Source organism: Opitutia bacterium ISCC 52, assembly GCA_014529675.2.
Taxonomy (GTDB): domain Bacteria; phylum Verrucomicrobiota; class Verrucomicrobiia; order Opitutales; family UBA2995; genus UBA2995.
The window spans coordinates 957,022-980,540 of sequence record CP076040.1 but is presented as its reverse complement, the minus strand read 5'-3'; the positions used below and the strand labels follow the sequence as shown (position 1 = coordinate 980,540).

Annotated in this window: 25 protein-coding genes and 1 pseudogene; 9 read left to right on the top strand and 17 right to left on the bottom strand. The window is 49.9% G+C overall.

Annotation, left to right across the window (positions count from 1 at the left end; translation table 11 throughout):
- The first annotated feature begins 24 nt into the window (after positions 1–24).
- On the top strand, positions 25–345 hold the full coding sequence (locus GA003_04255; GenBank protein QXD29195.1) for a hypothetical protein: 321 nt from the start codon (positions 25–27) through the stop codon (positions 343–345).
- A 191-nt stretch (positions 346–536) separates the two neighbouring features.
- Entirely contained in the window at positions 537–1,127 is a 591-nt protein-coding gene (locus GA003_04250) for a hypothetical protein (GenBank protein ID QXD29194.1), read from the top strand.
- 37 nt (positions 1,128–1,164) lie between these two features.
- Here the strand turns inward: GA003_04250 and GA003_04245 are convergent, their stop codons facing one another.
- Together GA003_04245 and GA003_04240 are read right to left on the bottom strand one after the other, a co-directional pair.
- Positions 1,165–2,073 (bottom strand): aldo/keto reductase, encoded by a 909-nt coding sequence (locus GA003_04245; GenBank protein QXD29193.1) that lies wholly within the window; start codon positions 2,071–2,073, stop codon positions 1,165–1,167.
- Positions 2,074–2,164: 91 nt separating this feature from the next.
- Positions 2,165–3,091 carry a ThuA domain-containing protein gene (locus GA003_04240; GenBank protein ID QXD29192.1) on the bottom strand — a complete coding sequence of 309 codons (927 nt, stop codon included), beginning with the start codon at positions 3,089–3,091 and terminating at the stop codon, positions 2,165–2,167.
- A 202-nt stretch (positions 3,092–3,293) separates the two neighbouring features.
- On the opposite strand from GA003_04240, the gene GA003_04235 reads away from it, so the two are divergent.
- On the top strand, positions 3,294–3,674 hold the full coding sequence (locus tag GA003_04235; GenBank protein ID QXD29191.1) for an STAS/SEC14 domain-containing protein: 381 nt from the start codon (positions 3,294–3,296) through the stop codon (positions 3,672–3,674).
- A 20-nt stretch (positions 3,675–3,694) separates the two neighbouring features.
- Here GA003_04235 and GA003_04230 read toward each other — a convergent pair whose 3' ends face one another.
- The 3 genes from GA003_04230 to GA003_04220 all read right to left on the bottom strand — a co-directional run bounded on the left by GA003_04230 (position 3,695) and on the right by GA003_04220 (position 7,746).
- Positions 3,695–4,987: a hypothetical protein gene (locus tag GA003_04230; GenBank protein ID QXD29190.1), complete on the bottom strand. Its 1,293-nt coding sequence runs from the start codon at positions 4,985–4,987 to the stop codon at positions 3,695–3,697.
- Between the two features lie 231 nt (positions 4,988–5,218).
- The gene (locus GA003_04225) at positions 5,219–6,691 is read right to left on the bottom strand and encodes a PQQ-dependent sugar dehydrogenase (protein QXD29189.1); all 1,473 of its coding nucleotides are present in this window, start codon (positions 6,689–6,691) and stop codon (positions 5,219–5,221) included.
- Between the two features lie 131 nt (positions 6,692–6,822).
- Positions 6,823–7,746, bottom strand: a complete 924-nt coding sequence (locus GA003_04220) for an ABC transporter substrate-binding protein (protein QXD29188.1) — start codon at positions 7,744–7,746, stop codon at positions 6,823–6,825.
- 280 nt (positions 7,747–8,026) lie between these two features.
- Between GA003_04220 and GA003_04215 the strand changes: the two genes are divergently transcribed.
- A complete protein-coding gene (locus GA003_04215) occupies positions 8,027–8,824 on the top strand; it encodes a DUF1853 family protein (protein QXD29187.1) in 798 nt (265 codons plus the stop codon).
- 84 nt (positions 8,825–8,908) lie between these two features.
- On the opposite strand, the gene GA003_04210 is transcribed toward GA003_04215, so the two are convergent.
- Both GA003_04210 and GA003_04205 read right to left on the bottom strand, forming a co-directional pair.
- On the bottom strand, positions 8,909–9,658 hold the full coding sequence (locus GA003_04210; protein QXD29186.1) for a hypothetical protein: 750 nt from the start codon (positions 9,656–9,658) through the stop codon (positions 8,909–8,911).
- Between the two features lie 40 nt (positions 9,659–9,698).
- The gene (locus tag GA003_04205) at positions 9,699–10,544 is read right to left on the bottom strand and encodes a GntR family transcriptional regulator (protein ID QXD29185.1); all 846 of its coding nucleotides are present in this window, start codon (positions 10,542–10,544) and stop codon (positions 9,699–9,701) included.
- Positions 10,545–10,875: 331 nt separating this feature from the next.
- On the opposite strand from GA003_04205, the gene GA003_04200 reads away from it, so the two are divergent.
- The gene (locus tag GA003_04200; protein ID QXD29184.1) at positions 10,876–11,145 is read left to right on the top strand and encodes a CDGSH iron-sulfur domain-containing protein; all 270 of its coding nucleotides are present in this window, start codon (positions 10,876–10,878) and stop codon (positions 11,143–11,145) included.
- 53 nt (positions 11,146–11,198) lie between these two features.
- Positions 11,199–12,050, top strand: a complete 852-nt coding sequence (locus GA003_04195) for a 5'-methylthioadenosine/S-adenosylhomocysteine nucleosidase (GenBank protein QXD29183.1) — start codon at positions 11,199–11,201, stop codon at positions 12,048–12,050.
- A 93-nt stretch (positions 12,051–12,143) separates the two neighbouring features.
- On the opposite strand, the gene GA003_04190 is transcribed toward GA003_04195, so the two are convergent.
- Both GA003_04190 and GA003_04185 read right to left on the bottom strand, forming a co-directional pair.
- On the bottom strand, positions 12,144–12,305 hold the full coding sequence (locus tag GA003_04190; GenBank protein ID QXD29182.1) for a Rieske 2Fe-2S domain-containing protein: 162 nt from the start codon (positions 12,303–12,305) through the stop codon (positions 12,144–12,146).
- Positions 12,306–12,405: 100 nt separating this feature from the next.
- Positions 12,406–13,332 (bottom strand): annotated as a pseudogene (locus GA003_04185) (amidohydrolase).
- A gap of 208 nt (positions 13,333–13,540) precedes the next feature.
- Here GA003_04185 and GA003_04180 point away from each other — a divergent pair.
- Positions 13,541–13,828: a hypothetical protein gene (locus tag GA003_04180; protein QXD29181.1), complete on the top strand. Its 288-nt coding sequence runs from the start codon at positions 13,541–13,543 to the stop codon at positions 13,826–13,828.
- An 84-nt stretch (positions 13,829–13,912) separates the two neighbouring features.
- Here the strand turns inward: GA003_04180 and GA003_04175 are convergent, their stop codons facing one another.
- From GA003_04175 to GA003_04165, 3 genes are all read right to left on the bottom strand, one after another.
- Complete coding sequence (locus GA003_04175) at positions 13,913–14,107, bottom strand: hypothetical protein (protein ID QXD29180.1); 195 nt, start codon at positions 14,105–14,107, stop codon at positions 13,913–13,915.
- A 150-nt stretch (positions 14,108–14,257) separates the two neighbouring features.
- Positions 14,258–15,766 carry an arylsulfatase gene (locus GA003_04170; protein ID QXD29179.1) on the bottom strand — a complete coding sequence of 503 codons (1,509 nt, stop codon included), beginning with the start codon at positions 15,764–15,766 and terminating at the stop codon, positions 14,258–14,260.
- Between the two features lie 154 nt (positions 15,767–15,920).
- Entirely contained in the window at positions 15,921–16,739 is an 819-nt protein-coding gene (locus GA003_04165; protein QXD29178.1) for a hypothetical protein, read from the bottom strand.
- Positions 16,740–17,079: 340 nt separating this feature from the next.
- Here GA003_04165 and GA003_04160 point away from each other — a divergent pair, with 340 nt between their 5' ends.
- On the top strand, positions 17,080–17,244 hold the full coding sequence (locus GA003_04160; protein QXD29177.1) for a hypothetical protein: 165 nt from the start codon (positions 17,080–17,082) through the stop codon (positions 17,242–17,244).
- A 214-nt stretch (positions 17,245–17,458) separates the two neighbouring features.
- Positions 17,459–18,793 (top strand): Gfo/Idh/MocA family oxidoreductase, encoded by a 1,335-nt coding sequence (locus GA003_04155; protein ID QXD30336.1) that lies wholly within the window; start codon positions 17,459–17,461, stop codon positions 18,791–18,793.
- 51 nt (positions 18,794–18,844) lie between these two features.
- Here the strand turns inward: GA003_04155 and GA003_04150 are convergent, their stop codons facing one another.
- The 5 genes from GA003_04150 to GA003_04130 all read right to left on the bottom strand — a co-directional run bounded on the left by GA003_04150 (position 18,845) and on the right by GA003_04130 (position 23,519).
- Positions 18,845–19,639: a phytanoyl-CoA dioxygenase family protein gene (locus GA003_04150; GenBank protein QXD29176.1), complete on the bottom strand. Its 795-nt coding sequence runs from the start codon at positions 19,637–19,639 to the stop codon at positions 18,845–18,847.
- A gap of 241 nt (positions 19,640–19,880) precedes the next feature.
- Positions 19,881–21,248: a sulfatase-like hydrolase/transferase gene (locus GA003_04145; protein QXD29175.1), complete on the bottom strand. Its 1,368-nt coding sequence runs from the start codon at positions 21,246–21,248 to the stop codon at positions 19,881–19,883.
- 565 nt (positions 21,249–21,813) lie between these two features.
- Entirely contained in the window at positions 21,814–22,035 is a 222-nt protein-coding gene (locus tag GA003_04140; protein QXD29174.1) for a hypothetical protein, read from the bottom strand.
- A 312-nt stretch (positions 22,036–22,347) separates the two neighbouring features.
- The gene (gene arfB, locus GA003_04135) at positions 22,348–22,764 is read right to left on the bottom strand and encodes an aminoacyl-tRNA hydrolase (protein ID QXD30335.1); all 417 of its coding nucleotides are present in this window, start codon (positions 22,762–22,764) and stop codon (positions 22,348–22,350) included.
- Between the two features lie 14 nt (positions 22,765–22,778).
- A complete protein-coding gene (locus tag GA003_04130; GenBank protein ID QXD29173.1) occupies positions 22,779–23,519 on the bottom strand; it encodes a glycosyltransferase in 741 nt (246 codons plus the stop codon).

Genomic DNA, 23,519 nt, shown 5'->3' with positions numbered 1-23,519 from the left:
CTAGCATTCCCCGTCACCAATTCAATGTCCGAGTACGTCGCCTATTTTCGCAAAGATGGCAGGTCCATGCTCGGACCTCAACAGGAGCTCTGTGAAAACTTTGCTGTTGTTGCAAATGAAGTAGAGAACCCTGCTGAACTGTACCTCGCTGGAAAATCGATCTTGTCTGGAAGAAATTGGGGAGGTGGCACACTCATTTCAGGTTACATTTCAAACGCGAAAAAGCTGCCGGCATCTCTCTACCTAAGTGAAAAACCCCAGTTCCTGGATCGCTGGCCTCTGCATGAGCCAAAGCAATTCCACCCAGTATCAATCACTTACAAAACAACTTTTAGAATTTGGTAAAAGCAGGGCCAAAAACGACTCACGATTTGCTGATCAGGACGGTTTAAAAGATGGCCCTTAATAGTTTGTAGTTTGTTCTAGTTTATAGCCTCAAGAGGTTAGGGGTAGCCTCTTGAGGCTGTTTCATGTACGGACTCCTAATACGGCATCTACGCTTGTCTAACCTATAAGAATTAGACAGCATTAAAGCGATGATCCGAATCCCCTTTCTTTTCCTACTGCTCATTCCAACAGCCATCACACACGCCGCTGTTTTAATTGACGAGTTTTCTGGCTCCAAGCATGAGAGCCGCCAGGCCCTTCGTGGTGAGTGGATCTACCAAGATGGAGTCGCCAGCTGCCTTTCCGATCCCGAACTCTACAAGGAGTTTAAGAACCATGGCCCTATTCTCCGCTGGCCAGCGAAATTTACGAACGGCACGGTTGAATTTGAGTTCAAACCTAAAGATTGCCAACGTGTGGTGATCACTCTCAACGAAGAGGGTCACGTGTTTCGCATGTCTCTTAGGGAACCGGAAAGAACCAGTATCTTTGGCTGGATAGGCCGCTCCTCCAAAGAAAACAAATCCAAGCAAATCGTCAAAGAGGGCGTCCCATCACTCAATCAATTAGATGGTAAATGGACCCAGGTCAAAATGAGGTTTAAGGGCAATCAGGCTACGATCCAGATAGGAGATTATGAGGAAGCATTAACTCATGCTTCCATCGACCGCAAGAAAGGGGAATTTACTTTCAGCTTCGCCTTTGGCTCGTGCTCGGTTCGAAACGTAAGAGTGAAATAATTATTGTCCAGCCGACGGACCAGCAGCAGAACGTTTCTTAAGGAACTCCATTCCCTTTAGCCGCCGCCCACAAGACATACCAGTCTTCTCGATCCAGTTGAATCTTCACCGACTCGGCAGCGCTGTCGATTCGCTCAAGGCGATTCGTTCCAATCACTGGCAACGGCTTGCTCGGGTGAGCTATGATCCAAGCATAAGCCAATTGCTCCAAGGTGGCTCCATTGTATTTTTCGGAAAGACCGCTTGCTGCTTCAGCCAGGCGTTGGGCAGCCTCATTACTAGAGTCAAATAATCGTCCTCCAGCCATGGGGCTCCATGCCATCGGCTTAACTCGCAACTCCTGACATTGGTCAAACGTGCCGTCGTAGATGGGATCCATGCCTAGCAAATGGAACTCAACCTGGTTGGTTACCAAGGGCTGTTCCATACGACTATTCAGGGCCTGAAACTGTGAAGGCGTGTAATTAGAAACTCCAGCAGATCGAATCTTACCAGCAGCGACCAACTCATTCAATCCTGAGGCCGTCTCGTCGATCGAGGTCAACCAATCGGGACGATGTATCAGAAAGAGTTCCAGACGATCCGTATTCAAGAATCGCAACGATTTCTCCAAACTCTTTCCCAACCGCTCACGGGTGGCGTTATAGAAGGCAACCTTTCGATCAGGATGAAAACCACAAGGCACATAAATGCCCGCCTTCGTTACAATCTCAAGCTGGTCACGTAATTGCGGTGACAAAGCCAGGGCCTTCCCAACAGCTTCCTCAACCTCATATGCCCCATAAATCTCCGCGGTATCGATCGTCGTAATACCTAGTTCAACGCACCGGTTCAAACGTGCATTGATATCCTGTATCGACAGGTCACCACTAAGTATCCGCCAAGTGCCATAGGCCAGTTGCGAAAATTCAGGGGCATTAGAGGACAATTGAATTCGATTCATCATAGTTGTATACAAAACCGGTAGTGAAATCACCGAACAGGTCTCTTAGCAAGACTAGCTTGGCGAGTTAAGCTAATGAGACTGAACAGTATCCTTATCTGGGGTCTTTCTTATCCAAGTTCAAATACAACTCCTCCTTAGTCACCTTCGAACGAATCCCATTCTTTGGGATCTTATTCTTCGATACCCAATTCAGCGTATTCAAAACTACCTTACGGAAATTTTCATCGGCCCAGTTAAGGTGATAGTGACCACCTGTAAAACCGAAGCCTCGCCCTCCATCCGGACGCTCGACCACCCAGAGCATGGCTTCATCCCGACCACTGTTTGCGATGATGTGATCATAGGGGCCTTTCGGATGTACATAGGGACCGTCTCGCACATCATTCGAAGGCTTGGCGACCAGGATGGGAGTAAATTTGATCCCCTGTTCCTGGTGAGCCTGATTTCCGGAGATACCCCCAAAAAACCTAATATTGAAGTACCACTCATCGCTGATCGAAAAAGGCAACACCCCTTGAGTAACTGGATGCTCGGGTAAAGTATCAAAGCGCGGGGCCCAGATTGGATTACAGGAAAAGCTGTTCTCATAGTGACCGCCGATCCATGCCTGAAATTCTTCATTCGCTTCACCGGGTGGCACTTCAACGCCATAGTGCATCGCTCCAAATCCCACACCCCGATCTATCAGTTTTTGTAGCGTCTTTAGGTTGTTACCTTGCAGAGCAGGATGTTTCTTTCCGCCATCGGCAAAGATGACCACCGCATCTGCATCGTCAAAAGTAGCCTCATCCTTGACCCAGCCATTATCGTGAACTTCAACCTTCAGACCTTTCACATCCTGGAGACATTTCTCCAATAGAAGAGCACCTGCTCTAAATTCATGCATCATGGGAGGGTGACTTGGTTTGCCTGCAATGAGGACCAACTTTTTATCCTTCCCGACAGCGGCGGTGTTCACTAAGCACCCGAGAAGTAGAATTGAAACAAGGTATTTAATACTACGTAAAAACAAAGTCATACCACAGCAAGTCGACTCAACAAGGAAGAGTCAATACGTGGAGCACGCCTCCCATTTTTTCTAGGGTCACCGATTTGCAATTGCCGTCGATTCGCATACACTGTACTAAGCTTTAATATATACCCAATTACTCAACAGGTTTCTGCAAAAGGAAAGGACCCTAGAAAAGTAAAACTGCTTCATAGCACAAACCCCAATCTTCATGTCGCTAACAGTAACACCCATCCACAATGGACCGGTTTACGAGGTCGTGGTAACCAACAAACTGCACAAGGTCGATTACAACGTATTTTTGCCCGTACTTCGAACAGGCATCATTCACCATGGAAAAATTCGACTCCTCATCCAGCTGCACAATTTTCATGGATGGGATGCCGGTGCCTTCTGGGAAGACCTGAAGTTTGGCATCAAGGATTTCAATCATTTTGATCGTATTGCTATGGTTGGGGAAAACAAATGGGAAAAAACCATGACCATCCTCGCGAAACCGTTCATCCCCGCTACGGTCAAGTATTTCGACTACACAGACAGAGAGATCGCAAGAAGCTGGTTACTCGAAGAAGAAGAAGCTCCTGCAGAGTAATTCCAATTCTTCGCTGTAGTCTAATTCAAGCGATGCGGTATCTTGTTACGCCTATCCTTCCACCGCTCCATCACACCCGATACCTTTCCTTCCTCGTCCAATAGGAACTCGATCGTCATATCGCCTTCCTCATTCACAAGTAATGCATCTCCTGCAGGATAAAACAGCCGGGGATCCCGCTCCAGATACTGCCAGTAGGTCAATCCACCTTTGAGGAAAAATCTGTGAGTCGCCTTCTTCCGCTTCGCATACTTGCCTTCAAACGTTTCGTAGAAATCTAAATCAAACTGGTCCAACGGCTTGGGTGCGACAAACGGATGGGCAGCCAGATAAGCATTCTCAGCTTTTTGCGTTTCGATTTTTTGCAAAACAAATGCCCGTTCTGTTTGCCCACGCTTTCTTCCATCAAATTTGAGGGCCTGAATGTAAGTTTCCATAAGCGCATCAATATCGCTTTCGGAGAAGTCGCTTTGTGACCGGAGCACCGTCATGAAAAGCATTCCTTTTCGTATGCGCTCAAAAGCCCCCTTTATCAACGGCTTGAAAGCAAATACCGCAGCTCGCATGGCGGCCGCTTGAAAGATGTTCACTTTCGTTTGCTCCATGTATTGGGGAAGCACCTCACCGATGACCTCACTCAATGCCCCTTTGTGGGGGAGAAAAAACACCCAGTCGTATGCAGACAATTCATCGCTCTCCAACTCTGCGACAGTCAGGGCTTCCAGCCGCTGTTTTACTTGAGCCTCATCGAATGACTCCACCCAAGCAATCTGATAGAGTTTGGAAGCTACCCCCTCGAGAGGTAAAGGAATCGCAGGAATCAGTGTCTCAAATTCGAAATCGAAATCATCGTCACCAGCACCGTCGTCTTCATCAATCTCAATTTTTTCTTCCCACTCTTTTATCATGGCATCCAGTTCGTCTGCTGCCGGCTGAAGCGCTGGATGAATTCGTTTCTCCTGGGCCATTTCCAAAAACATTTGAAACACAAACATCGGATGCGGCTCTCGTTTGTCTCCTACAATCACCAGTCCATAGCCGGTTGACTTCTCCAAGGTTCCAAAAACATGGTCCACCACTTCCTCGGCAAAACGCACTGCATACTTGCGGTCCCCTCGCGACCGGGCAAAGACCGAGATCGATAGTTGCTCATCTGCCACCTCATAGGGCGCCAACTCTACGAGCTCTTGAAAGTCGGACTGGATGTCTCGTTGGTCAGTGGCTAAGGCCGAAGCAGCCGTCAGAAAGAGCCCAAACAGAGATGCAAAAACCCTAAGACCAAAGGTCTGAGAAATGTTGAAAGAATGATTCAAGAGTAAGAATAGGCGTGATTCCCAGTTATACACCTATCCTTAAGCCTTAGTTTCAATCTCTTTCTTTTAGTTAGCTCAACTCCACCGTAATCAGTGGAACCGAAAGATGCTTATAAAAGGTCCGGTAATTGGCTAAGCGATTATGGAATCCGGCAGGATTAAAGTAACAAGTGATAGCCCATAGCTTACTCATCAAATCCGGTCAGCACTCTCCTTATCTACTAACAACTCTTACTCAGCCGGTACAAGCTTGCGCACCCAGCCATCTCCTTTGGTTAGCAAGTAAATCTCGCCGTCTTCATCCGTTCCCAGACGTAAATCAGCACGCGGACCATCGCGGAACGTATTTGGATAACCTACCACATCGATCAATTCCTGCTCACTCCCATCGACAAAGAGACGCAGCTCCTTGATCTCGGCAGGGTTTCCAGGTTCCAGGTTTTGCATATCAATATAAAAGATGCGTCCGCGAACCAGATCAGCAAAAACATACTTTCCCTTCAGTTCAGGTATTTCGCTTCCCTCATAGGCATAGCCGCTACCGATCGCCCTACCCTCGTCGTGGTCATATTGGGCAACCGGATCTACGAATCCCTGAGAAGGCTCAGCCGGTATATCGTAGAGAGGTCCCACAAAAATTCCTTCCACTCCGGAACCACTCGAAAACGTTCCTTCACGGAGTCGCCAGCCATAATTCGCTCCAGCAACTCCCAGGTTCACTTCTTCCATTTGGTTCTGACCGATATCTCCGATGAACATGCGACCTTGCTTATCCCACGAAAAGTGCTGCGGATGCCGCAAACCATAAGCCCAGATCTCAGGCGCAACCTCCGGCTGAGATACAAAAGGATTGTCATGGGGAATCTGATACGCAGCGTCGCCCGATGGGTGCGGATTGATCCTGAGAATCGAACCATGGGGACTGGCTAGTGATTGACCATAATCCATCGGATCAAAGGCAGCTCCTCCATCGCCTAGGCAGAAATACAAATTCCCATAATCCGGGCTGCCTGGTTTTGCCGTCGGGTTGAAGGCTACCGTTCCGATATTATGATTGGGTGCAAATTGCCCGATACGAAACAACTCACGATAGCTTCCTTTAAAGGGAATGGCACTGGGATCATCCGCCGTCCATTCGACCAGTACACTTTCATGACTCTCTGCATCGTCCTTCAGGTAATCAGCTTCACCCGATCCGGTGGTAGTACTGATGCCGGTGTAAAATTTGCCATACCCTGGTTTTCCTTTTTGAGAAAACTCCGGATGAAAGGCCCAGCCACCCAATCCCGTTTCATTCGGCATCATGGTGGCATCGAAAGACAAATCGTATGAGCGGAGATCCAGGTAGAGCTGAAGAGAATCACTCCCCTGGTCTACCAGGTAAAGAGGGCCTCGCAAATCGCCAACCGCCAGACGACCAGACCCATCACCGATGGGCATCATATACTGAACACGCGCATAGGCTGTGGTGGCTCTTCCCTTCTGGCTTCCATCCTCCGTCTTTGGAAGGCGAAACTGTTTCACAACTGCTGCTACAATATCCCCTTTCTGAATCTTCTCCGGAATGGGATCCATAAGCCCCACCGGAAGCTCCTTTGATCCACCCTGAGCATGACTGGCACCATAGGACAGACCGGGAACGGCGAAAATCAAAACGAGAAGGCAACAAAGGAAGCGAACAGAATGGGGCGAAGAATGTTTCATAAGCTTAAAAAGATCCGATTGAGCGAGGAGTATAAAAAACAATGAGAATACAAGCAAGCCTCACAATCCAACCATCGCTCCTTCTGAGTTACAAGCGACTTTTGCCCAAAGCTCTCTATCATCCCCTGATTTTAGTCTCCATAGAGGGCATCGATAAATCCGCTTTCATCTAATTCGCGAATCAGGCTATCATCGTAAAAATCGGACGACTGGTATTGGCGCATCTCGTGTGAATCGTGGATCCGCATGGTATTGATGATACCTTCTCTGCAAGGGTAAGGCTTACGCGGCACATAATCCGCACGTTGAATGCGACCTTCAGCCGTAGCTCGATCCGGAATGCCATACCAGCGAAGGGCCACATCTACTGCCAAATCCGGATCTTGATGAAAGATGGCTAATCCTTCCAAAGCCGCCTTAAGGAACTGGAGGGCTTGTTCACGATTATCGCCTTCCTCTAACCAGCCGACATCAACCATAGCACTATTGCCTGACAATTCATCGCCCCAATCACGAGTATCTTCGAGTATAGGGTATCCCAGTCGCAGGGCTTCTTCATAGGTTTCGTCACCCCCTATAACGACATCCACTAATCCCTTTTCTATGTCGGCTACCTGTCTACCATCCTCGAGGATGGATACGTCAAACCTGGGATCCCAACCCATCCGTTCGATCAGACGAAAGGCGGCAAAGGCGGATGTCGTACCCGGGCTATTGATACCAATCCGTTTACCTTTAATATCCTCCAGGCTTTGGATATCCGATCGCGCTACTACGTAATAGCGTACCGAACAATCCGTCGTGGCAATGGCGATACGTTTTGAGCGCTGTGCATTCCTTGTTTGTCCATACATGGCCGGGGTATGTCCACTCACCGTGATCTCGGTTTCCGGATAAGATTCGAATCCGAGTTTCCTAACGACTCTTCGCCAGAACTTTGCATGCGGATCGCGAGCTCCTTCAAACTCTGGAGTCCCCATCAAGAGCTCAACATCTAGTCCATACTTTTCATAGAGCCCCTGATCATAGGCTATGACGAATGGCAGCTTGCTCATACTTCGTCCGCCTATCTTGATCTGCAATACATCCGGTTCCTTCTTTGGACTGCAGGAAACCAAGAGTAATGCCACACATCCGAAGCATATGCTCGTTGATATTTTCATCAATGATCGGCGAAACGTCATAAGCCGGCCTACACATAATCGAGAATCCATAAGCAGTAATCCTCCCATAGAAGCAAACATCAGAAAAGAGAATTCACAACTTAAGCTGTAAGAGTTTCACTGAGTTTTGTTTCGCTCCTCGATCTATAGAAGGTATGTTTCCATCAAATAGATGAACACCATTTCACAAGCCCTACTGCAGAGTTTTATTGATGGACCCCTCCTCATTGGAGACCTGCCCGAAGCCCCGACTTTCCCCTATCAGCAACTTGCTCTTCCAATTAATTCCCCAGAGCTCAACACCAAACAAAAGCTGGGACACCTCTGTGAAGATGCATTTGCATTACTCATTGCCGCATCCACTAAGTATGAATTGCTGGAACAAAACCTCCAACTTCAGAAAGATGTCCACACTACGGTCGGCGAACTCGATTTTCTCCTTAGGGAAAAATCAAGCGGCCAACTCATTCATCTGGAACTCGCCACCAAGTTCTACTTATCCGTTGAAACTGAGGACGACTTAAAACTCCCGGGACCCGACCCACGTGACAACTTTTTCAAAAAGCTTGAACACCTCCGCAGTCACCAACTTGTTCTCTCTACCAAGTTTCGGAGCGCACTACCCGAAGTCTATCGAAAAGAGCCCATCCAATCTCAACAACTCATGTATGGGTGCCTGTTTGATCACGTCACAAGCCAACAAGCTGCCAGTGCGTCGTTTATTAATCCATTGTGCCGACGAGGACGGTGGTTAGGCATCGACGAATGCGAAGCTCATTTTTCGCCACAAACGCAGTTTCAGAGAATCCCCAAATCTCTCTGGCCAGCGTCTCCGTCAGAGCTGGCCGATGAAGACCTCGAACCATGGACTCCACAATGCGCTGTTGATCGATGCGTCATGGTTCGTATCATTCACGAGCCGATCCCCTATTTCATAACACCAAGCAACTGGCCTATTGGGCATTCCTAGCCAGATGTGCGGAACCCATCGATGAATCGTTCGCGTTACTTCTGACCACCGCCTCCTGGGGGCCATCCATCTTCCAAATCCGAGTCAGAGCTTATTTCTTTTCTTCTTAATCTTTTGACTGATTGCCAAGCCCAAGGCGCGGTGCCCTTTGTTATTTAAGTGTATCCCATCTGGCCCAATGCCATCGGGAAAAAGCAGCTTGCCATCAATCAATTCAAGCTGGTCTTGCTCGCCTAACGACAGGAAGGCCGCTGACAATTGTTGCGACTCCGCTTGCCCAACCTGAAACAATCCTTTGAGAGGACTATTAGATAGATCTCCTAACGCGGGAGGCACGACGACCATGACATCAGGAGCAGGGTAATTGGCATACAATAGATTCTCCGATTGAGTAACAAGCTGGGCCAGTTCCCCTACTGCATCGCTAATCTCTTGAGCGCTGCGTTCCGCTCCTGCCTGTAAGTCATTCGTTCCAAGAAAAAGAATGACCAGATCAACAGGAGCATTCCGGGCAATGGCTGCTGGCAGCGTCTTCGCTCCGTTAAGAAATACTCCGTCGACCAACCCAGCCGTCATGCCATCCAGATTCGTTCGTCGAGCGACCAGGCCATCACTGATGACCGTGTATTCACTCCCTAACTCGTTTTGAAGAACACCTGTCCATCGCTCTGCATCCGGGTATCGCGTCCCGCTTCCATTAGGAACCCATCCCCAGGTATTGGAATCTCCGAATGCCAGAATCCGATAGTTGCCCAATACACTACTAACAACTCCAACGAGCAGGAACCACGCGACGAATAAAGTGAGTCTCAATCGATTTCTTCTATGACTCATAGTTTTCTCCAGTCCATTCAAACTTGCTCTTCTATAACGCTCAACCCGTCGTATCGCTGAGCACAATTCCGTCCTCTTTAATACGTATCCTCTTCTGCTTATAAAGCGTACCTATAGCTCGCTTGAAAGCCTGCTTACTTACATCAAATTCAGCCCGAATGGATTCTGGCGACGACTTATCATTGAATGGGAGCACGCCCTCATTCGCGTTGAGCGCCTCCAGGATCTGTTCTGCGATCGGCTCCAAACGCTTGTAACCGGAACGGTCACGACGAAGGTCAATCTTTCCATCCTCCCTTACCTGTGAAACATAACCGACGATCCATTGCCCATACTCAAGTGGCTCCGAGAGATCACTGTGGTAGAGTAAACCTAAATGTTTATCATTGATGATCGCCTTGTAGCCCAGAGGCGTTTCATCGATCACGAGAAGATCGACCTCTTCTTCACTTTCATAGGCAGACGGTTCCTGATCTACAAATTCAGTCAGCCGCTCACTGGCAATGATTCGTCCACTCAGCTCATCGACCAGAATATAAACCACACAATAGTCACCCTCCATGGGATCGCTTTTATGTTCCCGGAATGGCAGGAGCAGATCCTTGCTCAATCCCCAATCCAGGAATGCACCCACTTTCGGATTCGCACTCAATACTTCCAGCGTGGCGAATTGTCCGACCATCGCTTTCGGCGTTTCAGTAGTCGCAACCAAACGATCTTCTGAATCCTTATAAACAAACACCGAAATGCTCTCCGCCTGCCGCAGCTCCTCCGTCATAAACTTTTTCGGCAGCAAAATCTCCCCCAGCTCACCACCGTCCAGGTAGCATCCGCTAGCGGAGTCTCGCACGGGTTTCAGTGAATTTTGTTTTCCTAGCTCAACCATTAGGGACCCAAACTGGCTTTGGGGCTACCACAGCGCAAGCCCACGAAACAATAATTAGTAGAGATTATGAAAAGCACCGGAGATATGGCCCTGAGCTATGGCATACGCCAAAGGGGTCTCCCTCTTTACAACTGGCACGAGCGCTTCCTCGACTGGATGACACAGCAAAACGTCCACCATGAACAGTGATGTTCAGGCAACGATTTCATCAATCTGAGTGCACTGACACTGGCTCCAACTACCTTGGCGCTACCTTTTGAATCATTTCTCACGAACGGTCATCATTCTAAGGCTTTGACCCAAGGCCGCAATTAGTGAATTATCCTATTCCATGAGCAAACCTATCATCGCCGCCAACACACCAACACCCGTCGAACTCGAGGCCGGTAAATCCTACGCCTTCTGCACCTGTGGTCATTCTGATAATCAGCCGTTCTGTGATGGTAAGCACGCGGGTTCGGGCATGGCTCCAAAAATCTTCAAAGCCGACAAAGACGGCAAAGCCTGGCTCTGTCAGTGCAAGGCTACACAAAATGCACCATTTTGTGATGGGAGCCACAAACCTTTCGGCGACGATCAGGTAGGTAAAGAAGTTTCATAGAGCCGAATCATCGGCTCCCCAGCAGCTGGCATGAGGCTTGCAGCTTGGCTACTATGAAATCCTGCCTGCACTGCCCACTCTGCACCGCCTTTGCTTTCTTCTTAACTATCACCGGTCTCGTGGCCGACTCTCATACAGAGCCGCCAACCACCCTAATTCTTGGGGCAGTTCCGTGGGAAATGACCCCGATTCTAGAGGAGTTGACCGAAGCAGAGTCCGGTGATCTCTACAACATCCCCTATACCACGGGGAAACTCTATGGGATGCCAGTAGTGGTTGCCTTAACCGGGGTGAGCAAAACCAACACCGGAATGACAAGCGGAGCCCTCATTACCACCTTCAAACCAAGCCGAGTCATATTCAGTGGAACTGGGGCAAGGGTCAAAACGGAGATAAAGGCTGGCTACGTTTTCATCATTGAAGAAACTACCTTTCATGATGCAGGAAACCTAACGGAAGAAGGTATGGAGGTCCGCCCCGTTATTGGACCCACACCCAACCTGCGAAGGGAGCCCCTGTTCCATCCGGACCCCGATTTATTTTCCCTGGCCAGGCAAGTTGCCCGAAACTACTCGTCTCCCGAACCGATCAAAGTGGATGGCCTCAGCTACAATACCGTGGTGTCACCGGGATCCATCGTCACCGGCGATCTATTTAGTATTAATCAGTGGAAGTACGAAGAAATCGTAAACAAGTTCGGCACTGATCTCTTCGCTATGGAGACCGCCGCACTGGGCCAGGTTTGCACGTTCATGGATATGCCCTGGATCGCTTTTCGTGGTGGCAGCGATCTGATTCAGGCCGGCGACGCTTCGGAGGATTATAAAGTATACGGACCCATCGCAGCCAGGCAGGCCGCCTTATTTACGCTGGCCTTCCTCAAGGAACTCGCAGGACAAGACTAATCAACCCGAGCGTCAAAGCTCAAACCGTACCCGTACTTCGACTACACTTGCTTTGTAGACCTTTACTCGAACGCGATCAGGGTGAACAACGGACTACCCCGTGGTGAGATCAAATTCCCACCCATGCCACGGACAAGTAATAATCTCTCCTTTCCGGCAAAATCCGACCGGCTCATCGGGATGGGTTCCTTGCACCAACCCGCTCACCCGTCCTTCCGAAAACCGAGCACCGGCATGGGGACACACATCACGCATTGCGTAAAACTAATTCCCATTTCTCACCACCACCAGAGGCTTTTTTTCTACCTCAATAGCCTTGGGCACACCTGACTCAAAGTCGTCAATAGAACCTATATCATGCACGGTCGAAGTCATAGATCGCCTCCGCATTCTCTGAAAACAGTTTTTGCTTCAACGCTTCTGGCACCGTAGATGGAAAGGCCCGGTCCGGCGCGTCAAATTCCCAATGTGGATAGTCCGAAGCAAACATGAAAAAATCATCCCGTCCGATCATGTCGAAGATCTGCATGAGATACTCAGGCTTGGGTGGCTCCTCCATCGGCTGCGTCGTAGATCGAAAGTGATCGAGCAGATATTCACTGGGTAATTTATTGAGCCAGGGAACCTCACTCCGAAGTCCCACATAGTCCTTATCCAGACGCCACATCAGGGCCGGTATCCAGGCAAATCCACCCTCCATGAGCACGACTCGCAAATCAGGGTAGCGATCAAACACACCTTCACAAATCAGGCTCACAATCTGCGTTTGAAAGGCCTGAGTCATATGTGTGTGATCTTCGAGGTAGAAGGAAGGCCAGCCACAGGGCGTGATGGGGAGTCCGCTATAGCCCCCAAAGTGGATGCCAATCGGTAGCCCAACTTCAGCCGCCGCCTTGAAAATCGGATCGTATTGACGACAGCCATAAGGCTGTGGAGATCGACAGAGCAAAAGAATCTGCACATAGCGAGGATCGAGGGCCGCTCGCCTGATCTCCTTCGCCGACCATTCCGGGTCCTTAATATTCACCAGCATCGAAGCTCGCCAGCGAGGGTCACGTTCCAACCACTCCGCGACCTGCCAGTCATTAACTGCACGGGTCAAAGCGTTCCCAAAATCCTGGTTATGCAAATAGGAGGTGCCGTAAAGAGGGTTGAGTATAGCGCAGTCAATTTTCCAGGCATCGAGCAGTTGCTTCGCTGCAAATTCGGGATCGCTTCCCGAATTGCCACCTCTCGGAGGCCAGGCATCTCTGCGGGCCGCTTGTTCAAATCCCTTGGGATAAACCGACGCGGACTCCGATTACGAAGCACTCTTTTCATACGGAACCAGGTCTTTCACCATCTGGGACGAGGAAGGTAATCTGATTTTCGATAGTGGCGACGACTTCGAACAAATCACAGCGCTGACTTACCCCGACAACTTCAACGCCAACAATGACGAAAACGATCCTGAAGGGCGTAGCGACAATAAAGGCCCAGAACCCGAAGCAGTGACCGTCGGTAAACTTGGCGGCAAGGTCTATGCGTTTATCGGATTGGAACGTATCGGAGGCATCATGATTTACGACGTCACCAACCCCAAAGCCGTGAACTTTGAAAGCTACACCAATAACCGCGACTTCAATGAAGATATAACAAGCTCCGCTGCCGGCGACCTCGGTCGGGAAGGATTGAAGTTTATCTCAGCAAAAGATAGCCCCAATGGAGAGCCTCTGCTTGTTGTAGCCAATGAAGTCAGTGATACTACAACCCTCTTCCAGATTGTAGAATTAGATTAATCTGTCGGCCCAGAAATTTTAGCCTCAAGCAAGGAAAAGACCCGTCGTTCTGGCGGGTCTTTTTTTATTGGATGAAAGTTACAGTCAGATCCCTCGTTTCTTGGGCATCTTCTTGGCAGGTCTCTTAACTTTTTTCTTGGCCGCCTTCTTCGCACGCTTATTAAGCTGCGTCTGCTTGGGCTTCCGCTCCGGTGGCCACTTTGCACGTTTTTTGGCAGTCTTCTTTTTTAAAGGCTTTCGTTCCGTCCGCTTACTGGAAGATCTTTTCTTAGATCGCATGTCTTAAATTTTTAAAAGAATCGGTATGTATTCTTATCAGCCGCATGTCAAAACAAGGCCATTCTAACCGCGAAGATAAAGAGAGGGTTTACTACTACGATTCGAATCCCTAAACATCTACCTCGTGAAAATCGACTTAAGCCTCCTCCCCTACCGACTCAGCTCCCGGGAATCGGGTGTATTCCGAATGGTTCTGAGCAGCGTGACCATCTCGCTGACACGTTCAGGCTCAGATTCGTAGAGATTGTTCAATTCCTGCAGGTCTTCCTTTAAGTGATAGAGTTGTCCGTTGGGCAGATCGCGATCATTGTCGAAAGGATCCCAGCCGATGCCCCCTCCTCCCTGAATCATCAAGAGCTTCCAGTCGTCCACACGGATGCCATAACCTCCACGGTAATTTTCATGCACCAGCACCCGTCTGGTAGCTTGGGATGGTTCCTGATCGAGGAGCGCTCCCAGGAAGCTGCAGCTGTCCGGAGCAGCTGCGTCCGGCAATTCACTTTCCATCAGCTCTGCCAACGTGGCCATCGTATCGGTTAGGGCCACCAGATCATCCGAGGTCGATCCAGCTGGGATTTGACCAGGCCAGCGGGCGAGCAAAGGAACGCGATGACCACCTTCGAGCGATTCAGTTTTTTGTCCGCGCAGAGGGCCGTTGGTCATGTGTCCATTGTGGTTCACATAGTCGGTCGGCCTGTGCCCCATTTGCACGCCCCCATTATCGCTCGCGAAAAACACCAAAGTATCATCGACTGTGCCTAGCGAATCCAGTGTGTCGAGAATCTGCCCCACCGACCAATCCAGTTCGAGCAGGAAGTCGCCATAGACACCGATCTCACTTTTGCCGACAAAACGTTCATGAGGCGCATAGGGCCCATGCACATTGCGGTGAGCAAAGTAGAGGAAGAAGGGTTCCTCTTTGTTCCGGGCAGTTTCTTTGAGCCAGTCCACCGCTTTTTCAGTCAGCTTGAGAGCCAAATCCTCCTGCCGGTATTTGGCACCTTCCCCACCCTCGAAATGATGACGGGGTGGATACATGTGCCGCTCCAGGTAGGACGATCGATGCAACCAGCGATCATCCATAACCAGCTCAAGCGGCGACTCGGGAGTCAGCCCGACCACGTGATGATTCTCGATAAAGACATGCGGCTGCTGCCCGACGTGGGGAACACCAAAGTAATAATCAAACCCTGCCTCCAACGGCCCGGGGGCAATTTTCCCATTGTAGTCGATCCCCTTCACATCGTCCCAGCCCGGAGCTCCGGGACGCCCATAACTCAAATGCCATTTCCCCACCAGCGCCGTTTGGTAACCAGCATCCCCGAGCAACTTGGGCAAGGTATACTGATCGTCATCAATCAGCATAGGATCCGTCGACCAGACGTTGGCCGTCTTGGCCCAGGTTCGCCAACTGTAACGCCCGGTCATCAGACTGTAGCGGGTAGGTGTGCAAACCGGATGTGGCGAATGGGCATCCGTAAATTTACGCCCCTCGATCGCCAAGCGATCGATATTCGGGGTTTCAACCAGAGTCGCTCCATAAGAACTGAGGTCCCCGTACCCGAGATCGTCTGCCAAGATGAAAACGATGTTCGGTCTGGTCTCAGCCACCAACGAAAGGCTACAGCCTAGAAGTAAGAAAAGAATAAGTCGGGTCATAGTGTTTACACCAAGCCTCCAATCAAGCTCACCACCCCACCCGATGCCAACCAAATTTAGTTTTTAGAAGTTTATAACACTAGGCCGGCAATGCGGTAGCCTTGAGACGAAATGACCGCCAAAACAGGAAGCAGCAACATAGGCTTTTGTGTGTTCAGAGCTTGTAGGTCCGCCTTCGGATCACAATCAGGATTACCAGAAGCAATACACTGAAGACACCGTAGGTGGAAGGTTCAGGAGCAATGCTCCCTTGGGAGCTTCCAAAAATCCGGTAGGCCCGCGAAGTCCCCGCATCCGAATTCGATGCCAGCCAGCCCCAATCTGATTCCAGTGGTGTAAGGTCGCTTAGCAGAGTCTGGGCGATGATAGTGTCCCCCGGTCCTTCTCCATTCCACCAATACATGTAGCCCCAATCCTCAGAGGCGGCAGCAAACCCCAGGAAATAGCTTTGGCCTGCTTGCAAAAGCGTTGTATTAGAAAACTCTGCTTCCGAAAATGGCAGATAATCAAAATCAGGAACACTGGGATATCCAAGCAATTGCTCCCATGGGAAAGTGGTTACGCTTTCCACTTGGGTCTTCTCCAACAATTTCCCGACTTGACCTCCAGCGTTTTCAAAAACGCCGACTTCGTAGCTACTACTGTTTTCGTATTGGTAAGCATCCCCAAATGGCCATAACGAATCCGGAAAGTCCGGATTCGATTTGTTGGTGAAAAGGACCTGCGTCAGGGGTAGTTGAACTTTGTCCAAATAGGCAGTCGTATCTGCCACGAATAAAGTTGCGCCCTTTTGACCGGAAACCGCCAGGCTCACACCATCGTCGGCATACAGTCGGTTTCCGACACGTATGGAATCATTCAGGGGCCAATCCATGTTCTCCATGTTGCTGGAGAGCAGTAATTGAGCAGAAGAAACAGTGGCAAATATAGTGCAGGCACTCAGGAGAAGGGAAAAAATATATAGGGGCTTCATGGTTCGAACCGGGTTCATTTATACCAAGGATACCTGGCTAGGGACCTTATCCCCGCATGCTGTCACTGTCAACGTAGGCAGGCCTGTCTCCTATCTAGAATTAACTAGGGTAACCCCTTGTAGAAGCTCAGCTGAAAACCGTGCCCCAAATGACCCAGTTTCGAGATTTAAGAGCGACTTGCAGGATCTCGGCGAGATCGAATGCAAGTTCTGGAATATCGTAGATATCCATCAAAATTAGCTGAGAACGCTACCAACCCATATGTAACAATCCTCTGAAAGAAAGCCTCCGATCCCAAGGTGGATTGATTCCGCAAGTAAAGTAACGATCTCTTCTCTCATGAACAAATTGTGCGTCCTGGTAGGAATGACAATCGGAGGCTACCTGGGCTGGTGGCTCGGTGGTGGTTTTGATAACCTCTATAGCGCCTTCCCACTCAGTGCACTCGGCAATTTTGTCGGCATTTACTTCGGCTTGCGCGTCAACCGCGATTACCTGAGTTAAATTCAAGTTTCGAGCAAGGCGACACCCACATCCAGGAGCGACTCCTTTTTACGCCCCCTCGATGCGGTAGATATTTCGCAGAAACAGTGGTAGCATGGGCTCCATCCTTATCACCGATATCCTCCCCCAATAACAAACTCCTTGCTCCTACCAATTCCTGTTGCGCCATCCACATCGGTCCATTATACAAAAAGGCATCTTGAACCCTACACCTATGAATCGACGTTCTTTTCTCAAAACCACGGCGGCAGCCGGAGTAGCTGCTACTATCGGCGCACCCGCCATCCTGCGGGGCCACAACCTGAATGAGCGACTGGATATCGCGGTGATCGGTCTCGGAAATCGGGGCCAGCGCAACGCCGGCTATTTCCAGGATGAAAATATCGTCGCGCTCTGCGATGTGAATGCGGAGAAGACGGGCCTCGCCTCGAAGTTTTTTCCCAAAGCCCGGAGAGCGACCGACTTCCGCAGACTGTTTGATCACGAAAAGGAGTTTGATGCGGTGGTGATTTCTACGCCCGAGCATACTCACGCCTTTGCTACCCTACCCGCACTGCAGCTGGGTAAACACGTCTACTGCGAAAAACCGCTTACCTACAACATCGAGGAGGCACGTATCATTCGCATGGCGGCACGAAATGCCAACGTCGTTACCCAGATGGGAACCCAGAACCACGCCAACGATAACTACCGTCGCGTAGTAGAGCTGATTCAGTCCGGTGCCATCGGCAAAGTGTGTGAAGCCCATGTCTGGAATTCCCGTGCCTGGGGATGGCACACAAGCGAGGCCGCCGCACGCGCGGCCAAGGACCGCTATATCGTGATCGATACGCCGAAAGAAACCCAGCCCATCCCTGATTATTTAAACTGGGATCTGTGGGTCGGTCCGGCACCCGACAAGCCCTTTCACCACAATTACTTTGAAGGACCTCTCTGGTACCGCTGGTGGAATTTTGGCAACGGCACCATGTCCGATCTGGGCAGCCACTGGATAGACCTTCCCTTCTGGGCCCTGGAGCTGGATGCTCCTTTGACCGTGGAAGCCAAAGGCCCCAAGCCGCATCCCGACATGGCCCCGGCATCCATGCAGGCCATTTATGAATACGGAGCGCGTGGTAATAGACCGCCCGTAAAACTCACCTGGTATCAAGGCCTGGAAAAACCGCAGATCTGGAAAGACCAGGGCATTCCCCAGTGGGGCAGCGGGCATTTGTTCGTCGGCGATAAAGGTATGCTCCTGTCCGACTACAAACAACACTTTCTCCTCCCCAAAGACAAATTCACCGACTTCAAAGGCCCCGATCCGTTTATACCGCGCTCCTCCGCCGGTCATCACCAGGATTGGGTCGAAGCCTGCAAAGGCGGACCCGCCACGATGTGCGACTTTGAATACTCCGGCCTCCTCACCGAAGCCAACCACCTCGGCAACGTCGCCTACCGCGCCGGCAAAAAACTTCATTGGGACGCCAAGAACATGCGCGCCACCAACGTCCCCGAAGCAGAACCCTTCATTCGCCGCGACTACCGCAAAGGCTGGAGTTTGACGTGACCTATCTGAAAAAGTAATATACGTATTTAGCAATCGGATACATATAAAGTATCACGAATGACCGATAGTGAAATCATTTGCGCCGGTGACATCTTTTCCGCGCAACAACCACAAAGGTCTCGTTGCGAAGTCCACCCGAAAACCGGAATTCTCAAAGACCTGGCTACGGTCAAACAACGACGTAGCGGGCATGTATCGGATAGCAAGCCCAGCTCTCCGACGCGTGGAGCGATTGGGGTTCGAGCCGTGAATCAAATAGACATCGTGCAAGGACAATTGCCCGGCTTCGAGTTCCACGTCGACGGCCGTGGATTCATCAAACAAGGCATCCTCCACCCGCTGGTTTAAAACAATATCAGTCCGGTCCTCTTTCAGGTGACTATAGAGTGTATGTTCAGTGTGTGATTCCGGGATCACCCGCAGACAACCGTTCTCGGCAACACTATCATCGATGGCGATCCAAACCGTGCAAGTTGCCAACGGTCGTATCGGCCAGTATTGACCATCCTGATGCCAGGGAACTTCCATGCCATCGCCAGGTGGTTTACAAAATGCCTGGCAGCCCCAGAGAATAATGTCCGGGCCGATCAACTGTTCGACCAGATCCAAGATCCCCTCGTCCCGAGCAATTTCCAAGAAGACATCATCACCCGATACGCCTTCTCCGCTATCCTGCTTCAAGTGAACACTCACGAGCTTTTCGGGCCTGGTGTCCGGATTCGCGGATATCACCCGATCGAGCGCCTGCTTTAATTGGGCCAAACGATCCGCAGACAATCGAAACTCCGGAACCACAAAACCCAACTTATTGTACGCTTCGACTTCACACTCACTTAATCGCACCATGATCACACGCTAGTCTATCTCCCCAAAACCTCAAGGCCGTAGCCATCCATTCACGTTTCGATTACCGCGACACCAACATCCAGGACCGACCGTTTTTTCACACGCATTGTCCAGCGTCACCGTGGCCTTCATTTTATCTCGCCGCATTAAACAGGAGGCGGAAGCCTTGAGGCGACGTTGGAAGACATGACCCCGTATGTTCTCCTGCGATAAACAAGTACGCCGCAACGCCCAGTCCAGTTTACTGGACACTCTGTAAGTACTTCCTATTCTGCTCCGAGCTCCGATGAGGCGCCCCTTTCTCCACCCATGGAGGCATGGACGCTAGGGCCTCCCGAAGCACCTTCATCGTTGATGACGCGCCCGGGATTCTCACGAAGGATTGAAGATCGTTTTGCTCCCATGGATCGTTCGCCACGTCGTAAAAACGGCCATCCTCATACAGTTTAAAGCGCTGATTCCGTGCCCAACGACCCGCGTGCAACTGGAACCCGCCAAAAGGGACGTTCGGATCGTAGTGGCAAAACACCCATTGACGAGGGCCACCCTTTTCGCCCCTGATTTGCGGCAAAAAGCTTCGCCCATCCAGCTCCTCACCAATCGCATCCAACCTGCCACCCGCCTCTAATAGGGTGGGAAGGAAATCGGTAAAATCGACAAGGTCCTCGAAAACCAACCCTCGGGCGCCTACCCCTTTCCAGGAGGCGATCAAAGGAACCCGCGTGCCGGTATCCGACATGGTTCCTTTACCGCCATGTATCGTTGAACCGTTTTGCAGCTCGCTCGAAACGCTCACATGCGTACCATTGTCTCCCGTAAACAGGATTAGCGTTTCTTCCAATAGGCCGCGCTTTTCTAGCCGTTCGACAATGCGGCCTACTAGCTTGTCGGCGTAGCGTACCATTTCCGCAAAATGGCGGCTATCCTTACTATCTCGCTGCAGGGGATCATTCCATTCAAGGGAATCGGGAGTCGGCACGAAAGGCGTGTGCACGAGGACCATCGGGTAATAAGCGAAAAAGGGTCTATCCTGGTTCGCATCAATAAATTCCAGAAGGTAGTCGCAAAATAGGTCCGGACCGTAGGCATCTTGAATGCGTTCCCCCGGAAGATATCGCCCATCCTGTTGGATTAGAGGGTGAGCAAAGCGGCCCTTTGCCTCCTTGTCGGGTATCTCTTCCAGGCCTCCTAAATGGGACACACAATACTGGTCGAATCCGAAGTGACCAGGAGTCTTATTATCGCCCCCCAATTGCCATTTACCCGCAATACAAGTAGCGTAACCACTATCCTTGAGATGATTGGCGAATGTCACCTGATCCAAAGGTAAGGTTCCAAAGTCGACGTAGTTGCGAAATCCATACTTGCCTGTCATGATCTGCACGCGGGAGGGGGTGCAAAGCGGTGTGGAGTAGCAGTGCTCGAATCGAACGCCGTTCTCTGCCAAGCGGTCCAGATTCGGCGTCTCGTAAGCCGCGCTCCCGTAGCTCCCCAAGCATTCTATTCCCATATCATCCGCCATAATAAGGACGAGGTTGGGCAGACCCACTCTCGACAGAGCAGAGGAAAGCGGTAGGAAAACCGCAAGAAGCAAAAAGAGTATTTTCATGTGAAATGAATCCAAATTAGCGGTGCTCGATGGAATCCTAAGCCCGCATAAAAGCCAATAGAAATTTTAAACCGCTTGTGCTACTGGGGCATTTGACAAACGTACTTTGGAGGAGAAAACCGCGAAAAACTACCGCGACCGAAAGAGAAAAGGCGGATTCGAAAAATCCTGCTAAGAAATGATTGATCGCCCCGGATACCCGCCGAGCAATACTCTTCGACTGAGGCGTCACGATTGAACGGTTCCGGTCAGGACCGATATGCTCCATTCAAGTTTCGAACTACGTGACACCAACATCAAGGAATGGCCATTTCGGGTTTTACCCTTGTTAAGTGTCACCGTGTCCATCCTAGCCTTTAGGCGAGGTTGGAAGGCATGACTCCGTATGGTGCACCCTTGTCAAGAGTCAAGACATGACCCCGTTTGTTGGCCCCAACTGAGCTGTAACCACAACTGTTAGAAAAAGTAGTAGCCTGTTTACTGTGTCTGATGACATTAGCCGGACTACTAGCTACGGTTACAGCTCAACTGAGAGCCTAGGCGCGTTAATAAGTAAAAGAATTACTTATTTCTTAGCTAATATGTAATAGAGGACAGCTGCTGCAATTAGGCCTACTAATCCACCTTCTCCAAGATTTTGGATTATGCCAGTGAGGTTTCCAATTACATCAACGCCAATAAAAGCAACTGGAGTGCCGAAGATAACTTGCAGAACTACAGCTAACGCTATGAGTGCTACACCCACATCAGTTGCACGTTTAATAAAACCAATAATACTATCTATCATTTTGAGCTTTTTTTGGGGTTATTGAGACATTTAAAGATCCTTTATTTAGGCGATATAATAAAATGTCGAGAAAAACTGGCCAATAATCAAAATTCTTGAAAAAACTGTTGGTTGCTTTTACGTTACAGAGGCTATTTTTGATGGAGGCGAGTCTGGGCAAGTTGATATATTTCCTGACGCTATTGCTGAGGAATATACGGGTCCCTGCGCAGTTGGGGCAAAGACTTTTGAGAATGACACTGCCCAAATGCTGGCGCCCGCCGGTAGCCAGGGAAGTATCACTTCCAAGCGCTCAGGTTTAACGGGCGTTTTTTAAATTGGATTTACCCGGCGCCGTAGGTTCTTGCTCTTGCTTCGACGTTTTTTTGAATTCAGCCGTTTTTCTATAGTTCCTCTGGAAGGCTTGGAGGGTCGCCTCTTTTTTGGTTGAATCAAAACTGAGCGAATTATTTCGGCCAATCTTTGTCGGGCCTCCTCTTCATTCTTTCCTTGGCTACGGAAAGACTGGGCCTTGATTACGATAACTCCTTTAGCAGTTATGCGGTTGTCCTTCAATTTTAACAATCGCTCCTTGAGCTCCTCCCGCAGACTCGACAGAGGAATATTGAAAAACAGCTGGACAGCCGAGGAAACTTTATCGACGTTCTGCCCGCCTGGACCCTGTGACCGAATTGCGTGGTATTTGAATTCGATTTCTGGGATGAAGACTGTTTTTGAAATCCTCACGATTTCAATTTTTAGGATTATTCTTCCTTGTCCAGACGATACTTCAAACGCAGCAGATCTTTGAACAGACTGATTGAATTTCTAAAGCTCATATGGCCACCTTTGATATCGTTCCAGGTTACGGGGACTTCCTTTAAGTTAATATTAGCTTGTTGTGCGCGGTAGAGGAGCTCGATGTCGGAGGCGAAGCCTGGTTCGATCAGTTTTTCGCGGTTTTCTGTGAAGAATGCATTTGGCACTACTTTAAATCCGCATTGCGTGTCCTGAATTGGTAAGGAAAACAGCTGCTTCCTTAGCCAGCGAAAGGTCAAACCGCCGATGTTGCGAATGGCTCGCCTGTTTACTTCCGAGGTTTCGTTTTTAATCCGGCTGGCTACATAAAGCGTGTTAGCTGTCTCCGGATTTTCATTCACCATTTTCAGAACTCGGACGACTTCTTCAGGTCCAACAGCCCCATCCGCATCTGCGAAAACCAACATATCCGCAGATTTTGCCTGATCCCAGCCCGCGTAGACTGTACGGCCTTTCCCTTGGTTAAAATCTAGGGTCAAAGTATCCCTTAAAAATGAAAAAGCAGGGCGAAGCAGTTTCAAAAGGCTTCGGTAGTGCCCCTGATGGTAAAATTCTGAGCCATCATCGACAATCTGAACCTCGACCGATAAACCGGATTTCAGAATAGCCTTACACAAGGAAGGCAGAAAATCAGCCAAACGGGCTCCTTCATTGTAGCAGGGCAGGCTTGCGGGCGTGTTAGCCAT